The sequence below is a fragment of the Amycolatopsis mediterranei genome (assembly GCF_026017845.1).
Lineage (GTDB): Bacteria > Actinomycetota > Actinomycetes > Mycobacteriales > Pseudonocardiaceae > Amycolatopsis > Amycolatopsis mediterranei.
Map to the genome: position 1 here is coordinate 8,508,719 of NZ_CP100416.1, position 16,695 is coordinate 8,525,413.

General features: G+C 74.8%; 14 protein-coding genes. 11 read left to right on the forward strand and 3 right to left on the reverse strand.

Annotated elements, in window-relative coordinates:
* Nucleotides 1–92 precede the first annotated feature (92 nt).
* From ISP_RS38265 to ISP_RS38305, 9 genes are all read left to right on the forward strand, one after another.
* Nucleotides 93–929, forward strand: coding sequence for a hypothetical protein (locus ISP_RS38265; RefSeq protein ID WP_013229149.1), 837 nt, complete (start codon nucleotides 93–95; stop codon nucleotides 927–929).
* Complete coding sequence (locus ISP_RS38270; RefSeq protein WP_013229150.1) at nucleotides 926–1,891, forward strand: polysaccharide deacetylase family protein; 966 nt, start codon at nucleotides 926–928, stop codon at nucleotides 1,889–1,891. The genes ISP_RS38265 and ISP_RS38270 overlap by 4 nt, the downstream gene beginning before the upstream one ends.
* Nucleotides 1,888–3,123 carry an O-antigen ligase family protein gene (locus ISP_RS38275; RefSeq protein ID WP_013229151.1) on the forward strand — a complete coding sequence of 412 codons (1,236 nt, stop codon included), beginning with the start codon at nucleotides 1,888–1,890 and terminating at the stop codon, nucleotides 3,121–3,123. The genes ISP_RS38270 and ISP_RS38275 overlap by 4 nt, the downstream gene beginning before the upstream one ends.
* A complete protein-coding gene (locus tag ISP_RS38280; RefSeq protein WP_230468547.1) occupies nucleotides 3,098–4,150 on the forward strand; it encodes a glycosyltransferase in 1,053 nt (350 codons plus the stop codon). Before ISP_RS38275 ends, ISP_RS38280 begins: the two co-directional genes overlap by 26 nt.
* Nucleotides 4,147–5,001 (forward strand): YveK family protein, encoded by an 855-nt coding sequence (locus tag ISP_RS38285; RefSeq protein WP_013229153.1) that lies wholly within the window; start codon nucleotides 4,147–4,149, stop codon nucleotides 4,999–5,001. Before ISP_RS38280 ends, ISP_RS38285 begins: the two co-directional genes overlap by 4 nt.
* A 173-nt stretch (nucleotides 5,002–5,174) precedes the next feature.
* Nucleotides 5,175–6,344, forward strand: coding sequence for a glycosyltransferase 87 family protein (locus tag ISP_RS38290; protein WP_230468548.1), 1,170 nt, complete (start codon nucleotides 5,175–5,177; stop codon nucleotides 6,342–6,344).
* Nucleotides 6,341–7,765, forward strand: a complete 1,425-nt coding sequence (locus tag ISP_RS38295; RefSeq protein WP_230468549.1) for an oligosaccharide flippase family protein — start codon at nucleotides 6,341–6,343, stop codon at nucleotides 7,763–7,765. Before ISP_RS38290 ends, ISP_RS38295 begins: the two co-directional genes overlap by 4 nt.
* Nucleotides 7,762–8,871, forward strand: coding sequence for a glycosyltransferase (locus ISP_RS38300; protein ID WP_013229156.1), 1,110 nt, complete (start codon nucleotides 7,762–7,764; stop codon nucleotides 8,869–8,871). The genes ISP_RS38295 and ISP_RS38300 overlap by 4 nt, the downstream gene beginning before the upstream one ends.
* Entirely contained in the window at nucleotides 8,868–9,998 is a 1,131-nt protein-coding gene (locus ISP_RS38305) for a glycosyltransferase family 4 protein (protein WP_013229157.1), read from the forward strand. The genes ISP_RS38300 and ISP_RS38305 overlap by 4 nt, the downstream gene beginning before the upstream one ends.
* Nucleotides 9,999–10,129: 131 nt before the next feature.
* On the opposite strand, the gene ISP_RS38310 is transcribed toward ISP_RS38305, so the two are convergent.
* Both ISP_RS38310 and ISP_RS38315 read right to left on the reverse strand, forming a co-directional pair.
* Entirely contained in the window at nucleotides 10,130–11,536 is a 1,407-nt protein-coding gene (locus ISP_RS38310; RefSeq protein ID WP_013229158.1) for a putative glycoside hydrolase family 15 protein, read from the reverse strand.
* Nucleotides 11,518–12,948 carry an exopolysaccharide biosynthesis polyprenyl glycosylphosphotransferase gene (locus ISP_RS38315; protein WP_013229159.1) on the reverse strand — a complete coding sequence of 477 codons (1,431 nt, stop codon included), beginning with the start codon at nucleotides 12,946–12,948 and terminating at the stop codon, nucleotides 11,518–11,520. Before ISP_RS38315 ends, ISP_RS38310 begins: the two co-directional genes overlap by 19 nt.
* A gap of 314 nt (nucleotides 12,949–13,262) precedes the next feature.
* Here ISP_RS38315 and ISP_RS38320 point away from each other — a divergent pair, with 314 nt between their 5' ends.
* Together ISP_RS38320 and ISP_RS38325 are read left to right on the forward strand one after the other, a co-directional pair.
* On the forward strand, nucleotides 13,263–14,093 hold the full coding sequence (locus tag ISP_RS38320; RefSeq protein ID WP_013229160.1) for a glycosyltransferase: 831 nt from the start codon (nucleotides 13,263–13,265) through the stop codon (nucleotides 14,091–14,093).
* A gap of 4 nt (nucleotides 14,094–14,097) precedes the next feature.
* Nucleotides 14,098–15,408, forward strand: coding sequence for an NAD(P)/FAD-dependent oxidoreductase (locus tag ISP_RS38325; RefSeq protein ID WP_013229161.1), 1,311 nt, complete (start codon nucleotides 14,098–14,100; stop codon nucleotides 15,406–15,408).
* Here the strand turns inward: ISP_RS38325 and wecB are convergent.
* Nucleotides 15,378–16,553, reverse strand: a complete 1,176-nt coding sequence (gene wecB, locus ISP_RS38330) for a non-hydrolyzing UDP-N-acetylglucosamine 2-epimerase (protein WP_013229162.1) — start codon at nucleotides 16,551–16,553, stop codon at nucleotides 15,378–15,380. The two genes, ISP_RS38325 and wecB, sit on opposite strands and share 31 nt — an antisense overlap.
* Nucleotides 16,554–16,695 lie beyond the last annotated feature (142 nt).

Genomic DNA, 16,695 nt, shown 5'->3' on the forward strand with positions numbered 1-16,695 from the left:
CCCGAACCCCATCCTTCGAAAGTGAAGCCACTTCCGCGTTCCTACGCTTTACCGGGTCACCCGGTACGCGGGCGAGACGTGAGGAGTGGTTCGTGGTGGATTACGCGGTGCTCGTGGCGTCCGCGGTGCTCTACGCGGTGGGGATCGTCGCGCAGAGCGTCGCCGCGCGGCGAGCCGGGAGCCGGCCGGGCACGGGACTGGGCCTGCTGGCCCGGCTCGCCGCCGATCGCCTGTACCTGCTGGGGTTCGCCGGTCAGGTGGGCGGTTTCGCGCTCGCGTTCTTCGCGCGGGCGTCCCTGCCGCTGTACCTGGTCCAGGCCGCGTCGTCGTCGGCCATCGGGCTGGCGACCGCGTTCGGGGTCCTCGTCCTCGGGTGGCGGATCCGCACCGGGGAAGCGCTGACACTGGTGCTGCTGGCGGCCGGGCTGGTCGTGCTGGCCGGGTCCTCGTCGGCTTCGGTCGCCACCGATCTTCCGCCCGCCGGGGTCGCCGCCTTGGCGGTCGTGGTGCTCGGGATCGGGCTGGCGATGGTCCCCGCGGGCCGGGCGGGGACGTTCCTGCCGGCCGCGGTCCTGTCCGGGGTCGCGTTCGCCGTCGTGGCGGTCGCCAGCCGGACCCTCGCGCACCTCGATCTGCTTGCCCTGCCGGGAAATCCGCTGACCTGGCTGATGCTGGCGGCCGCGGTGCTCGGCCAGGCTTCGATGGCGGCCGCCCTGCAGCGCGGCGCGGCGGCGGCGGTCGTGGCCACCGCCGACGCGACGACGATCGTGCTGGCGTCGGTCACCGGCATCGCCGTCCTCGGCGACCACGTCGTCGCCGGGCAGGGGGCGTGGGTCGCCACCGGCCTCGCCGTGGTCGTGTGCGGTGTCCTGCTGCTCGGCGTGCAGTCCCGCGCCGGCGCGCCCGCCCTCGCGGGGGAAGCGGCGTGACCCCGCGGCCGCTCGCGAGCGTCTCGGTCGACCTCGACAACCTGTGGGCCTACCTCAAGACCCACGGTGATCCCGGCTGGCGCGACCGGCCCAGTTTCCTGCCATCCGCGGTCCCGCGGCTGCTGGAGATCCTCGGCGAACAGGGCCTGACGACGACGGTGTTCGTCGTCGGCGCCGACGTCGTCCGCGAAGACGGCGCGAAGGCGGTCGCCGAGATCGCCGCCGCCGGGCACGAGGTGGCCAACCACTCCTTCGGTCACGAACCCTGGCTGCACCGCTACTCCCGCGAGCGGCTCGAGGACGAGCTGAGCCGGACCGAAGCCGCGATCACCGCCGCGGGCGCGCCCCGGCCGCGCGGGTTCCGCGGCCCCGGCTACAGCGTCACGCGCGACCTGGTCGAGCTGCTCGCCGAACGCGGCTACGCCTACGACGCCAGCACGCTGCCGACGTGGATCGGCCCGCTGGCCCGCGCGTACCACAATCGCACGGCGAAGACCTCGGACGAAGGACTCGGCGAGCTGTTCGGCGGGGTTTCCCGGGTGCTGGCGCCGGTGCACGCCTACCGCTGGCAGACCGGCGCGGGCAGCGCGCTGGTGGAGCTCCCGGTGACGACGATGCCGCTGCTGCGCACGCCGATCCACGGTTCGTACCTCCTGCAGCTGCACGCGCTCTCGCCGCGGCTGGCCAAGGCGTACTTCCGGACGGCGTTGCGGCTCTGCCTCGTGCGCGGGGTGTCGCCTTCGCTGCTGCTGCACCCCACCGACGTCCTGGGCGCCGCCGAGGCTCCCGGGATGGAGTTCTTCCCCGGGATGGCGGCACCGGGTGCGCGGAAGGTGACCTGGCTCGGCTGGGTGCTTTCCGCGCTGCGGGAGCACTTCGACGTCGTCGGCACCGGCGAGTACGTCAGCCGGACGCCTCTGCGGCGCACCCGGCCGGTGACCGGATTGGACGCCGGAAGATGAGCCTGGTCACGGTCGTCCGGCCCTCGGCTCGCGAAACCCGGGAAGTGGCGCTGCTGCGGGTCCTCGCGTGCGCGACCGTCGGCCTGGCGCCGGTCGAGGGCTATCTGACGGCCGTGCAGAGCCAGCTCGGCAAGGTCGCGCCCGCCCTGCTGACCGCGGTTTGGCTCGCCGTGCGGATCCGGCACCGGCAGCTGCCCCGGCCGACCCCGCTGCACGCCGTTCTCGCGCTGCTCGCCGTCGTGCTGGTGGCGACCGCGTCCCGGCACGCGGCGGGCCCGTTCACCGCGGAGTACACCGTGCGCTGGCTGCCGTTCCTGGTGGTCACCGCGGTGCTCGCGGACGTCGCGAGCCGGGAGGTGCCGATCCGGTGGCTGCTGCTCGCGGCGGCCGCGGGCGCGACGGCCGCCGGGGCGGGTGCCCTCTTCAGCCTGGTCGCCCAGGGCGAAGCGCGCGCGAGCGGGCCGCAGCCGGATCCGAACGACCTGGCCTACTTCCTCGTCGCGGCGGTGCCCCTGCTCGCGGCGCTGCACCGCCGGGGCCGGGGCGCCGTCCTGACGGCCGCGGGCATCGTCCTGGTGGCCGGCGCGACGGCGACGTTCTCCCGCGGCGGCGCGCTCGGCCTGACCGCCGCGGTCGGCTGGCTGCTGCTGCGCCGGGTGCTGCCGTGGCGGGTGCTCGCCGCCGCGGCCGTCGCGATCGCCGGGCTGGGACTGGGCGCGCTGCTGTTCGCCGGGCCGCAGCTGGACCGGGCCCTGCAGGAGAAGAGCTTCATCGCGGCGTCCAATGTGGACACTCGGGAACTGCGCTGGCAGGCGGCGGCCCGGATGCTGACCGCCCAGCCGGTGCTCGGCGTCGGCCCCGGCGGGTTCCGCGAGCACTACGCCGCCGAGTCGCACAACGCCGAGGTCGACGAGCAGACCCCGGTGGCGCACGACATGTACCTCGAGGTCGCCGCGGAACTCGGCCTGCCCGGGTTCGCGCTGTTCGCCGGGGTGGTCGGCACCGCCGCGGTGGCGAGCGAGCGGACGGTCCGGCGGGCCGGCCCCGGCGCGCGGCGGACGGAGGCGGTCGCGATCCAGGCGGCGCTGCTGGCCGTTCTGGTGACTTCGACGTTCCTGTCCGAGCAGTACTACCTGCCGTTCTGGTCGCTGGCCGCGCTCGCCGTCGCGACCGAAGCCCGGGTTCGAGAAGGAGAGGGAAGCGCCGATGCGGGTGCTGCACGTGATCAGTGAGATGGGGGCGGGCGGGGCGGAGACGCTCGTGGCCGGCATGGTGGCCCGCGGCGAGGAGTACGGCTGGGTGTCCGCCGTCGCCGGCAGCGGGGGCTTCCGCGCCGACGCGCTGGCCGCGGCCGGCACGCCGACGTTCCCCGTGCCGCTCGCCCGCCGCAGCAAGGCGGGCGTGCTGAAGGCGGCCTGGGCCACCCGGCGCGCGATCGCGCGGTTCCGGCCCGACGTCGTGCTGGCCCACAACGTCGGCGCGAGCCTGGTGGCCCGCCTCGCGCTCGCCCCCGGGCGGCGGCCGGTCACCGTCTTCCACGGCGTCGCCGAGGCCGATTACGCCGCGGCGGCGCGGATCCTGCGCCGCACGTCCGGCCGGGTCGTCGCGGTCTCCGCCGCGACCGCGGACCGGCTGGCGGCGTCGGGGCTGGAGCGTCCGGCGGTGATCCGGAACGCGGTGTTCCCCCGGCCGCCGGTGTTCGGCCGCGCGGAGATCCGCGCGTCCCTCGGCGTCCCGGAACGCACGCCGGTCGCGCTCTGCCTGGCCCGGCTGGAACCGCAGAAACGCCACGACGTGCTGCTGGACGCCTGGGCCGCGGTCGGCGGCGACGCCGTGCTGTGGCTGGCCGGCGACGGCAGCCTGCGTCCGGAGCTGGAGCGTCGCGCGCAGGAGCTGGGCCGCCGGGTCGAGTTCCTCGGCACCCGCCCGGACGTGCCGGACCTGCTCGCCGCGGCCGACGTCACGGTGCTGACCAGCGACTGGGAAGGCCTGCCGCTGGCGGTGCTGGAGTCGATGGCGGCCGGACGGCCGGTGGTCGCGACGGACGTCGGCGGGATCGCCGGGGTGCTGGCCGGCGGCGGCGGGATCGTCGTGCCGCCGGCGGATCCGGCCGCGACGGCCGCGGCGCTGACCACGCTGCTGTTCGACCCGGCGGCGCGGGAAACCGCGGCTCGGGCAGGAATCCGGGCCGTCGAACGCGATTACGACCCGCACACGCTCATGAAGTCCTACGACGAACTGCTTCGAGGTGCCCGATGAAGTACCGCAGTGTGGTCTCGAGCGTCGCCGTGGCGCTGCTGGTGGGGGCGCTCGTGCTGATCGTCGGCCTGACGCGCGGCGCGGAGTACCAGGGCCGGGTGAGCCTGCTCGCCGGTCCGGCCGCGGCGGACGGTGCGCCGTACGGCGAGGTCGTCTCGCTGGCGTTGCCGGCGCTGGTCGAGCTGGCCCGCAGCCCGTCGGTGCTTTCGGCGGCGGCGCCGGTGTCCGGGTACGGCCCCGACGAGCTCGCGGGGCACGTGTCGGTCGAGCTGGTCCCGGCATCGGGCCTGGCGCGGCTGTCGGTGCGCGCGGCCTCGCCGGAGCAGGCGGGCGCGACGGCGATGGCGCTGGCCAAGGCGATGATCGACGCGGACCTCCTCGCGCCGGCCGGGAAGCTGCGGACACTGGACGCGCGGCCGGAGGTGCTCACGGTGGCACCGGACGTGCCGCTGGTGGGCGGGCTGGCCCTGGTCGGCGCGGTCGCGGCCGGCCTGGCGACGGCGGCCCTGCGCCGGCTGACCCCGCTCGGCGCCGGCCCGGGCCCGGTCCGCCGGGCGCTGGCGGCGGCGGGGGTGCACCGCCCGGTGACGGTCCTGCGCGAGGAGGACCCCTCGGCGGCGGACCGGCTGGCGGGGCTCTGCCGCGCGGCCGGGCGGCCGGTCCGGGTGCTCCCGGTGACCCCGGAGCTGACCGAGACGGCGGCCAAGCTGGCGGCGGGGTTGCCGGAGGAGCGCGGAGAGGGCGCCTCGGTGGTGGCCGTGACGGCGGCGGGGCGCAACCAGGCGGACCTGACGGCGACGGTGAGTGTGCTGCCGGGGGACGCGGTGCTGGTGGCGGTGGTGCAGGCATGACCCCGCAGCAAGACACCGCCGCTGCCCCCGCCGCCACCGGACGCCACCGGCGACTCGGTCGCGGTGGTGTCTCGCAGCAAGACGCCGACCCGCGACCTGCCGTTCTCGCCCGCGGCGACCGCATATCCCCGAAGCAGCGTCTCGTCCTCCTCCTCGCGACCCTCGCCGGAGGAGTGAGCGCCTGGCACGCCATCTCCCCTGCGTGGGAAGTCCCGCTCCCCACCCCCGCCGTGCTCGGAGAAGAACGGCTGCAGGACTTCCGCGATGCCCTCTACTACCCCATCCGCGAATTCCTCGCCGGCGGCAACCCCTACGACCCCGCCGCGATGTTCGCGCACTGGCCGGTGCGCCAGGACTTCAACCTCTACCAGCCCTACCACCTCCTCCTGCACGCGCCGTTCGCGCTGCCCGGCTACCGGGTCGGCGCCGTCGCGTTCACCCTCTTCTCGCTGCTGCTGCTCGTCGCGCTCGCCGCGGTGGCCGCCCACGCCGTCCGGCGGTACGTTCCGGTGCCGTTCGCCGTCACCACCGCCGTCGTCGCCGCGCTGCTCGTGACCAGCCAGGTCGGGAAGGCGCAGCTCTACGTCGGCCAGGTCAACCCGCTGATCGCCCTCGGCGCGGCCGGTGCCGTGCTCGCCCGGCGCGACCGGCCCGGATGGGCGGCCGCCGCCCTCGCGCTCGCCTGGCTGAAGCCCCAGTACGGCTTCCCGCTGACCGTCCTGCTGTTCGCCCGGGGCTCGCGGCGGGTCGCCGTGCTCGGCACCGCGATCGCCGCGGCCGCCAGCCTGCCGGTCGTCGTGCTCCTCGTGGTGCGGGGCGGCGGCATCGGGCCGTTCGCCGAAGTCGTCGTCGCGAACCTCACCCACGCGCGCGGTACCGACTACGGCGCCGTCGATTCCGTTACCGCGCAACGCATCGACGTCGCCGCGGTGCTGTTCCGCGTCACCGGCTGGGTGCCCTCCGGGGTCGAGCTGGTGGTGCTGGCCGGCGTGCTGGTGACGAGCGCGCTGCTCGTCCAGGCCGCGAAGCCTCCCATCGCCGATCTGCTGACCGTGCTCGCCGTGGTGGTCTGCGTGGTGCACCAACCCGGTGACGTGCTGATCGCCGTCCCCGCGATGGCCGCGGTGGCCGCGCTGTGGTGGCGCCACCGGGGCGGGCCGGGCTGGGGTGCGGCCGGCCTGGCCGTCCTCGCGCTCGCCGTCCCCTTCGCCTACTTGTACACAGTGGACAGTCTGGTGGGCTCGGCGCTCGGGTCGCGGGCCGCGGTCACCGTGGACGGGGTCGCGGTGGTCGTCGCGTGGGGCCTCGCCGTGGTCGCCGCGAGGCGGGTGCGGGCGACGTGACGGCCGCGCTCGGGACCCGCGCGGTCCGCGGCTCGCTGTGGCTGGGCGTGGTCAACCTCGTCAGCAAGAGCAGCCAGATGCTGGTCACCCTGGTGCTGGCCGCCCTGCTCACCGAGGGGCAGCTCGGCGCCGTGGCGCTCGCGGTGGCGTTGGTGAACCTCGGCCAGGTCGTCCAGTCGATCGGGGTCTACGACGTCATCGGGCGCACCGAGCGCGATCCGCGCCGGACGGCGGGCACCGTCCTGACGCTGAGCGTCGGCGCCGGGATCGTCCTGGCCGGCGCGCTGGTGGCCGCGGCCGGCCCGCTCACGGCGCTGCTCGGCACGCCGGACGCCGCCGGGCTGGTCCGGCTGGCCGCGCTCGGCCTGCCGTTCTCGGCGGCGGGCGGGGTGCAGATGGGCCTGATGCACCGGGAACTCGACTTCCGGCGCCGGCTGCTGCCCGACGGCGGGAGCGCGGTGCTGGGCGCGGTGCTGACGGTGGTGCTCGCCGCGTGCGGTGCCGGGCCGTCGGCACTGGTGCTCGGCCTGCTGGCCACCGCGGTGACGCAGCCGCTGCTCGGCGCGCTGGCCCGCGGCGGGGTCCGGCCGTGCTGGGACCCCGCGGCGGCGCGCGAAGTGCTGGGCTGGGTGGCCGTGGTGGGGCCGGCCGCGGTCGTCGGCGCGCTGCTGGTCAACCTCGACTACTTCGCGGTCGGGCACGGACTCGGGCCGGAGGCGGTCGGCGTCTACTCGCTGGCGTACCGGCTCGCCTGGGTGCCGTACATCATGGTGGCGGTCGTGCTCGGCGCGGTCGCCTTCCCGGTGTTCACGCGGCTGCGGCGCGAGGGGACGCCGCTCGGCGGGGCGGTCACCCGGTTCACCCGCGCGGTGCTCGTGGTGACCGGCGGGTTGTACCTGGCGCTCGCGGTCCTCGCCGGTCACGTCGTGCTGCTGGGCGAGCGGTGGGCGGGCGCGGCCGGCCCGCTGGTGCTGCTGTCCGGCTACGGCCTGGGGATCTGCCTGCTGCAGATCTGGTACCAGGCGGTGAAGGCGACCGGGCACGTCCGGCGTTATCTGGCGCTCGAAACGACGCACCTGGTGCTGCTCGCGGTGGGGCTGACGGTGCTGACCCGCGCCGGCATCGGGGCGGTCGCGCTGGTGCAGTGCGGGGCGGCGTGGCTGGTGGTGCCGGCGGCGTGGCGGGTGCTGGCGGGGCTCGGTGTGGCGCCTTCGGTGGCGGAGCTGGGCGGGATGTTCGCGCGCGTCGCGCTCGCGTGCGTGGCGGGCGCGGGGCCGGCGGTGGTACTGGGACGGTGGTTCGGGGACTCGCTGCCGGGCGCGGTGGCCGAAGCCTCGGTCCTCGTCGCCGGGTACGCCGGGGCGACGCTGGTGCTGCAGCGGAGTGCGCTCGCCGAACTGCGCCGGGGAGGCCTGCGGTGAAGCTCGTCCACGTCTCCCAGCCGGTGACCGCGGGTGTCGCCGTGGTCGTGCTGGACCTCGCCGTGGCGCAACGGGACCGCGGCTGGTCCGTCACGATCGCCTGCCCGCCGTCCGGCTGGCTCGCCGGACGCGCCCGCGAACTCGGCATCGACGTCCGTGGCTGGGCCGCGCGCCGCGCACCCGGTCCCGGCTCGGTCGCCGAGGCGCTGCGGCTGCGGCGGCTCCTGGACGACCTCGACCCCGACGTCGTCCACCTCCACAGCTCCAAGGCCGGCCTCGCCGGACGGCTGGCCGTGCGCGGCGGCCGCCCCACGGTGTTCCAGCCGCACCTGTGGTCCTTCGAGACGGCCGGTGGTCCCCTGCGCCGCGCGTCCGCCGCGTGGGAACGCCTCGCGTCGCGGTGGACCGACCTCGTCGTCTGCGTGAGCGACGACGAACTGGCCGCCGGCCGGGCCGCCGGGGTGACCGCCGAGGCGGAAGTCGTCTGCAACGGCGTCGACACCACCCGGTTCGTCCCCGGCGACCGGCTCGCGGCGCGACGGCGGCTCGGGCTGCCCGAACACGCGCCGATCGCCGTCTGCCTCGGCCGGCTCGCCGAGCTCAAGGGCCAGGACCAGCTGCTGTCGGCGTGGCCCGCGGTGCTGCGGCGGCTGCCGGACGCGCAGCTCGTTCTCGCCGGCGACGGGCCGATGGGCCCGGTCTGGCGCGCGCGGCACCCGGTGGCGGGGCACGCGTCGGTGCGCTGGCCGGGGCACACCGACGAGCCGGCGGCCTGGTACACCGCCGCGGACGTCGTCGTCCTGCCCTCGCGCGCCGAGGGGATGGCGCTGGTGCCGCTGGAAGCGATGGCGTGCGCGCGGCCGGTCGTCGCGTTCGACGTCGGCGGGATGCGCCAGAGCGTCGCGGACGCGGGCGCGGTGCTGCCGCCCGGCGACGTCGGACGGCTCGCCGACGCCGTCGCCGCGCGCCTCGCCGACCCCGGACTGGCCCGGCGCGAAGGCGAACGCGGCCGCCGCCGCGTCGAACTGTCCTTCGACCGGGGGCGGATGACCGACCAGATCGCCGCCCTCGTCGACAAACTCACCCCGTCGGAGCGCCTCTCGTGACCCGCATCGCCTATCTGCTCACCCAGGACCGCGGCGGTCCGGTGGACGTCACCGTCCGGCTGGCCGCGACGCTGGCCGACGACGGCCACGACGTCCGCGTCTTCGGTCCCGTGCCGGCGCGGGGAGCCGCGCTGCTCGACGGTCACCACGAGGAGCTCGCGGTGACCGGCAAGGAAGACCTCGCGGCGGCGGGCCGGGCACGGGCGGCGCTGCGGGCGTGGCGGCCCGACGTAGTGCACGCGCAGGACCGGCGCGCGGGGCTGGTGATCGCGGGGCTGCGGTTCGCCCGCGGTGCCCGGCCGGCTCTGGTCCAGACCTACCACGGCGTGCCCGACGACGTCGCGGAGCCGTGGTTCCGGGGCGCGCGCGGGGCGGCCGGGCCGTCGGCGTACACGCGGACGGTGCTGGCCGCGGACGCCGTCGTCGCCCGCGTCCTGGACCGGACGATCGTGCCGGCCGAGGCGATGGGGGCGTTCCTGCGCCGTCGGCTGCGGGTGCCCGCCGGGCGGCTGGTGCACGTCGACAACTGCGTCTCCGCTGCTTCGCCGTCTCCACCGCAGGGGCCGGTGCGGCACCTCGTCTTCGCCGGGCTTCTGGTGGAGCGCAAGGGGGCGCTCGACCTGCTGGCCGCGTTGTCCCTGCCGGGCGTGCTGCCACCGGACGCCCGGCTGACGGTGATCGGCGACGGCCCGGAACGCGCGGCGGCGGAACGGGCCGCGCGGCAGCCGCCGCTGGCGGGACGCGTGACGTTCCTCGGCTTCCGGCCGGACGTCCCCGCCCTGCTCGCCGGGGCCGACGCGCTGGTCCTGCCGTCCACAATGGAGCAACAGCCGCTGGTGGTGGCCGAAGCGATGGCCGCGGGCAAGCCGGTCCTGGCCACGGCCACCGGCGGCGTCCCCGCCATGCTCGACGTCCCGGGCACCCCCGCGTTCCTGGCCCCACCGGGCGACGTCCCGGCCCTCGCCGACCGCCTACGGGCCCTGTTCGCGGAGCCCGACCCGGGCCGCCTGGGCCGGCTCCTCGCCGAACGCGCCCACGCCCGCTACCGCCCGGAGGCCTGCGCCCGCCGTCACCTGGACCTGTACGACCAGCTGACCAGGTCGTGTCGACCCGCCAATCACGGGTGACGACCCTCCGATCACGGGTGATGTCCCTCTGATCACCGGGCTCCGCGTGACCCCAAGGGGAACTCGCGTGATCGGGGAGGCATCTAGCGTGATTGGGAGGTCATCTCGCGTGATTGGCGGGACGACACGAGTCAGCGGGCCCAGAGGCGGCCGATTCGGAACTCGTCGCGGGTGATTCGCCAGGTGCCGCGTTTCACGAGCTGCTGCGGATCGACCAGGATGATCGCGTCCGCGGCTTCCAACGTGAGCGAGGGCGGAGCCGGGGTTGAGGTGGGTGCCGAGGTGCGGGTCGAGGTCGGCGCTGAGGTGGGGGTGGAGGTTCGCGTGGGGGTTGGGGTGGGGGTTGGGGTCGGTGCGGGGGCGCCGGGCTTGACCAAGCCCGGCGGGGGCTCCACCGTCTGGGTGGACGCCGTCGTGTTGACCGCGACCCAGCCGTGGGAAAACGTGCGGGTCCAGACGCCGTTGGGCAGCCGGCTCGCCGCGTCGATCGCCTCACCCAGCCCGGAATCCTGCAACGCCGACCACTCCGGGTCGCGGTAGTCGTCGGTGGTCGCGCGGGTCCAGCACGTGCGGGGGCCGGCGAGCAGGGCCGCGCTCGCGTAGCCGGAACGCTCCTCGCGCGCGTTGTGCGTCCGCGTGACCAGCAGCAGCAGGGACTCACCGAGGGCGGCCTGCGCGCGCAGCTCCTGGAACTCGTTGCCGCGGAAGGTCAGCAGGCCACCGGTGCCGCCGTTCTCGCGGAACCCGAAGTTCTCCTCCATCGCGCCGCCGAAGCGGGAGTGCGCGGTCCAGCGGCCCGGCACCAGGTGCGTCTCGGACACGTTGGGCACCATGAGCTTCTGCGCGTTCGTGAGGGCGTCGCCTGCCTTGGACAGGAACGCGTCCAGGCCGTCGCGGAGCTTGCGGTCGGTCTCCGCGACGTTCGCCGTGCCCGCGAGCACCGCGGACGAATAATGACTCAGCGAGTTGAAGTCGTTGTCCGCGAGCACGCCGTCCCAGCCCTCGCGGGTCACCTCCGCCACGACGGCGTCGGTCCAGGCCTGCTGGTAGTCCGGGTTCCACACCGTCATCTGCCAGTGCCGCGGGTAGCCCTGCCACTCGATCCGCCGCCCGTTGACGTCCTGGGCGAACCACTCCGGGTGGTGTTCCTGCGCGGCGACGTAGCCGATCCCGCTCGGCAGGAAGACCGCGTCCTGGCCGCCGTCGACCGCGCCCGGGTAGTTGCGCGTGCTCGAGAGGTCCTTGTACACCAGCACCTTCACCCGCGAGTTGAGCTGGTGGAGGCGGCGCATGGCCGCGCCCTGGTCGGCGTTGAGCACCACGACCTGGTAGCGCTTGGCCGCCAGCTCGATCTCCTGCGCCGTCGGCGGCTGACCGATCCCGTACCACCACGCGCAGGGCGCGAGCGGTTTCGGCGGCGGGACCGCGATCTCCTGCGCCGAACTGGCGACGCAGCCGGCGAGGCAGCCGGCCAGCAGCACGAACGCGGCCGTCCAGCACGCCACCGGGTGGTGGCGCATCAGCGTTGCCTTCGGCACAGCAGTTCTCCCACCGTGAGGATGATGATCTTGACGTCGAGCCACAACGACCAGTTCGCGATGTAGTAGTTGTCGTAGCGCGCCCGGTCCGCGATCGAGGTGTCGCCGCGCAGGCCGTGCACCTGCGCCAGGCCGGTCAGCCCGGTCGGCACCCGGTGCCGGGCCCAGTACAGGTCGTGGACGGCGGAGAACTCGTGCACGAACACCGGCCGCTCCGGCCGCGGGCCGACCAGTGACATGTCCCCGCGCACGACGTTCCACAGCTGCGGCAGTTCGTCCAAAGAGGACCGGCGCAGGAAGCGGCCGACCGGGCCGACCCGGTGATCGCCGACGACCGACCAGCGCGTCTGCGAATCGTCGACGGCGGCCTGCCGCACGCTGCGCAGCTTGTAGAGCACGAACGTGCCGCCGTCCATCCCGACGCGCACCTGCCGGAAGAAGACCGGGAACCCGCTCTCCACCGCGACGGCGAGCGCGCAGACCGCGATGACCGGCGCGAGGACGACGAGCGCGGCCGCGGCCAGCGTCGTTTCGACGGCTCGCTTGACCCACCAGCTCGGCCGCCGGGTCGGCGCGCCGCCCAGCCACACCAGCGGGTAGCTGCGGAGCCGGTCGACGCCCGGCCCGTCCGGGCAGAGCTCGAACAGGTGCGGCAGCACCAGGGTGACGCACCCGAGGCGGTGGGCGGTGATGGCGGCGTCGACGATCGCGCCGCCCGAGTCGTCGGCGGGGGCGAGGATCACCGTGCCCGCGCGCAGCCGGGCGATGGCCCCGGTGAGGTCGCCGTCGATCCGCTCGACCGGCAGGCCGGGCGGCACCGGCTCCGGGCCGGACGCCGCGACGCCGACCGGCAGCAGCCCGAATTCGGGGTGCTCCAGCATGGTGCGGACCAGTTCGCCGCCGATCCGGCCGGACCCCACCACGACGGCCCGGTCGCAGCGCCGCAGCCGCCGCCGGCCCCAGCGGCCGAACGCGAAGACCGCCGGCCGGGCCGCTTCGCTGAGCACGGCGAAGCAGAGGACCACTTCCTGCATCCGCGCCGTGTCGTCGCCGTCCATCCCCGCCACCAGCCCGAAGCCGGTGACGAGCGCGAACGCCAGCGCGGTGGCGGTGACCGAGCGCGGCAGGTCCTGCAGCCAGGAGAGCCAGAGGCGGCGGCGGTGGACGCGGCCGGCCACCCGGGCCCCCGCGAGGGCCGCGGCGGTCACCGCCGCGCACGCCGGAACGGGCCCGGTCCGCAGCACCGCGGCCAGCCAGGCGGCGCCGTCGACGGCGACGAGCAGCACGGCCACGGCGTTGACCCTGGCGAGCAGCGGGCGGGCGCGGACGGCGTCGCGCGGCCGGTCGCCCGGCCGGACCCGCCGCTGGGCCGGCACCGCTTCGGTGACGACCGTGTCCCTGAGTTCAGTCACCGGTCTCGACCTCTACTTGACATGAGGATTCCATTCTCGCTTTCTTCACGACTCAGCCATTCGAGGCAACACCGGCACGATCGGGTGATTTTTTCCTTGAAAGCCCAGAAATGCACTCGATCGGGGCGTCGAGCGAACCCGATCCGGTGATTTCAGGAAACAGCAAGTAGTTCTGATGACGCGCATCCTTCCGGGGGACTTCCGGGGCCACTAAAGAAACCACACAACATAGCCGAATAGGACTGGACGGCCGCACCAAACCCGAGTCCGGACGGGTGACGGGCCAAAACGAGGACAACCAGACGAGGGGAACCGTGGCGCTCGAAGAAACCACCCTGGCCACACTGTCCGAACCGGACCGCACCGGTCCGGATCCCACCGGGGGACGGACCGGCGGACGGGCGCACGTCGTGCTGCCCGCGTTCAACGAAGAAGCGTCCCTGCCGCCGCTGCTGCGCCGGCTCGCCGACGTGGCCCGCACCGAGCAGGTCACCGTCTGGGTCGTCGACGACGGTTCCGCCGACGCCACGGTCGCCGTGGCCGAGTCGGGCTACGGCGGGCTCGACGTCCGCGTCGTGCGGCACCTGGTGAACCTCGGGCTCGGCCGCGCGGTGCAGTCGGGGCTGCGGGCGGCGCTGGAGGAAGCCGGTCCCGACGACGTCGTCGTCGTGATGGACGCCGACGACACCCACGACCCGGCGCTGATCCGCGCGCTGCAGGCGGAGATCACCGCCGGCGCGGACGTCGCCATCTGCTCCCGGTTCGTCCCGGGCGGCGACGACCGGACCGCCCCGTTCGGGCGGCGGCTGCTCTCCCGCGGCGCGGCGCAGCTGTTCCACCGCGCCCTCGACGTCGACGGCGTCCGGGACTTCACCAGCGGCTACCGCGCCTACCGGGCGTCGCTGCTGGCCCGCGCCTCCGCGCACTGGGGCGAACGGCTCATCGAAGAGCAGGGCTTCGCCTGCATGGTGGAGCTGCTGCTCAAGCTGCGCCACTGCCGCCCGGTGATCACCGAGGTCCCGCTGGCCCTGCGGTACGACCGCAAGCAGGGACCCAGCAAGCTGAAGCTGCGGCGGACCCTCGTCCAATACCTGAAACTGCTCGCGCGCGACCGGCTGAGCCCGGCGCCCTACCGGAAGCTGTGACCCGGTGACCCCTCCCGACTCCGCGCACGTCGCCGTGATCGGCGGCGGCATCTGCGGCCTCGCCGCCGCCCACCGCCTCGTCCGCCGCGGCACCCGCGTGACCCTGCTGGAAGGCAGCGACCAGCTCGGCGGCCTCGGCACCTTCTTCGCCGACGGCGACCAGTGGGCCGAGCGCTTCTACCACTGCATCATGCCGTCGGACGCCAGCCTGCTGGCGCTGCTCGGCGAGCTGGGTCTGCGGGACGCGGTGCAGTGGCGCGAAACGACGATGGGCATGGTCGTCGACGGCCGCCGCCACCCGTTCAACTCCCCGCTCGACCTGCTGCGCTTCTCCCCGCTGCGCCTGCACGACCGCGTGCGCTTCGGCGTGGTTTCGCTGCTGCTGCGCCGGTTGGGCCGGGGCCGCGACCTGGACAACCTCCGCACCGAGGACTGGCTGCGCGGGCTCTACGGCGACGTCGTCTGGGAGCGGCTCTTCGCGCCGATGTTCGGCTCGAAGTTCGGGCCGTCCTTCGGGGACGTCCCCGCGCTGTACCTGTGGCAGCGGCTCGGCCGCGAACGCAACGTCGCCACCCGCGGCTACCCGGACGGCGGCTACAAGACCATCATCGACGCGCTGCGGGCGTCGATCGAGGGGGCCGGCGGGGTGGTGCGGACGTCGGCCCCGGTCCGGCGGCTGCACAGCACCGGCGGCCGCTCGGTCCTCACCCTGACCGGCGGCGAGGTCCTCGACGCCGACCACGTGATCTCGACCGTGCCGCTGCCCCTGCTGCGGCGCATCGCCGACGACGCGCTCGCCGCCCGGCTGCCGGCGACCGACCTGCCCTACCAGGGCGTGGTCACCGGCGTGTTCTTCCTCCGGCGGCCGGTCACCGAGCACTACTGGACGCCGGTGCTGCACTCGGGCACGGAGTTCGACGGGGTCGTCGCGATGTCCGCGCTCGCCGGCTCCCGGGACGGCCGCCACCTCGTGTACGTGATGCACTACACCGACCGCGACTCGCAGCTGTACCTCGACGACGACACCGCGATCGCGGCCCGCTGGTCGGCGCAGCTGCGCGGCCTGTACCCGGAGCTCGGTGCCGACGACATCGAGCAGGTGCGGGTGTTCAAGGCGCCGTTCGTGGAACCGGTGTACCCGCTGGGGTACCGGGCCGCGCGGCCGCCGGTGACCGTGGACGGCACCGGCCTCCTGCTGGCCACCACCGCCCACGTCTACCCGGACGTGACGAGCTGGAACTCGAGCGTCGCCCTGGCGAACGACGTCGTCGCGGCGCTGGCGGATCAGCCCGCGGTGACCGAACCGGCCCGCTGATCGAGCAACGTCCCCAGCGCCGTCACGATCCGGGCGGAGGCGGACCCGTCGCCGTACGGTGACGGGAGGTGCCGGAGGCGCTCGCGGTGGCCGGCCACGTCGTCGAGCCACCGCGCCACCTCCGTGCCGATCGACGGCCCCGGGAGCACTCGCGTGCCGAACGTTCCGGCGATCTCGGGGCGCTCGGTACTGCGCCGGACCACGACCACCGGTCGCTTGAGGACACTCGCTTCCTCCTGGATGCCCCCGGAATCCGACACGATCACCGCCGCCTCGGCGGCGAGCGCGAGGAACGCCGGGTAGGCCTGGGGTTCCAGCTCGACGAGCGGCTCGAGCAGGTGCCGCAGGCCGAACCCCTCGACGCTCTTGGCCGTGCGGGGGTGCAGCGGGAACACCACCGGCAGCTGCAGGCGGCCCAGTTCGCGCAGGATCACCGCCAGCCGTCCGGCGTCGTCGACGTTCTCCGGGCGGTGGATCGTGGCCAGCACGAACCGATCCCGCTCCAGCCCGCGGGCGGCCAGCACCGCCCGTCGGTCCTCGGCGGCCGGGAGCGCGGCTTGCAGCGCTTCGACGACGGTGTTGCCGGTGACGGCGATCCGTTCGGCGGGCACGTTTTCCGCCAGCAGGTGGGCGCGGTTGAGCTCGGTCGGCGCGCAGCACAGGTCGGCGAGGTGGTCGATCAGCACGCGGTTGTGCTCCTCGGGCATCGCCCGGTCGTGGCTGCGCAGCCCGGCTTCGACGTGCACCAGCGGCAGATCGTGCGCGTTGGCCGCCAGCGCGCCGGCGAGCGCGGACGTCGTGTCGCCCTGGACGAGCACCGCCCGGCCGGGCCGGTCCGCCAGTACCTCGTCGACCGCGCTGATCGTCCGGCCGAGCTGGCCGCCGCGGCGGCCGGCGCCCACGCCGAGTTCGTGGAACCGGTCCGACGGCGGCAGGTCCGCGCGGATCCGCGCGTAGAGCGAGCGGTCGTAGTGCTGTCCCGTGTAGACGACGGCGCACTCGTCGCCGAACACCCGCATCAGTGGCGCGAGCTTGATCAGTTCCGGCCGTGTGCCGCAGACCAGCGTGATCCCGCCGGTTCCGGCGGGCCGCACCGCCGGGGAGCTCCCGGTGTCGGCACGGAAATCTGCGGTGGTCGTCGACATGCGGTGCGGTCCTTTCGGGCGGTGAGTTCGCCGCACGCTACTCACCGGAACCGCGAAACCGGAGGCGACTCAGTCGATCGTGTGACGACGCGGTGTCGCACCGGGGAATTGCGGACGCCCTAGGATGGGGCCGATCGGAATA

What these genes read in the sequence shown, in the direction of transcription:
- ISP_RS38275 (WP_013229151.1), top strand. Translation starts at nt 1,888, where the DNA reads ATGAGCCTGGTCACGGTCGTCCGGCCCTCGGCTCGCGAAACCCGGGAA.
- ISP_RS38280 (WP_230468547.1), top strand. Translation starts at nt 3,098, where the DNA reads ATGCGGGTGCTGCACGTGATCAGTGAGATGGGGGCGGGCGGGGCGGAG.
- ISP_RS38285 (WP_013229153.1), top strand. Translation starts at nt 4,147, where the DNA reads ATGAAGTACCGCAGTGTGGTCTCGAGCGTCGCCGTGGCGCTGCTGGTG.
- wecB (WP_013229162.1), bottom strand. Translation starts at nt 16,553, where the DNA reads ATGTCGACGACCACCGCAGATTTCCGTGCCGACACCGGGAGCTCCCCG.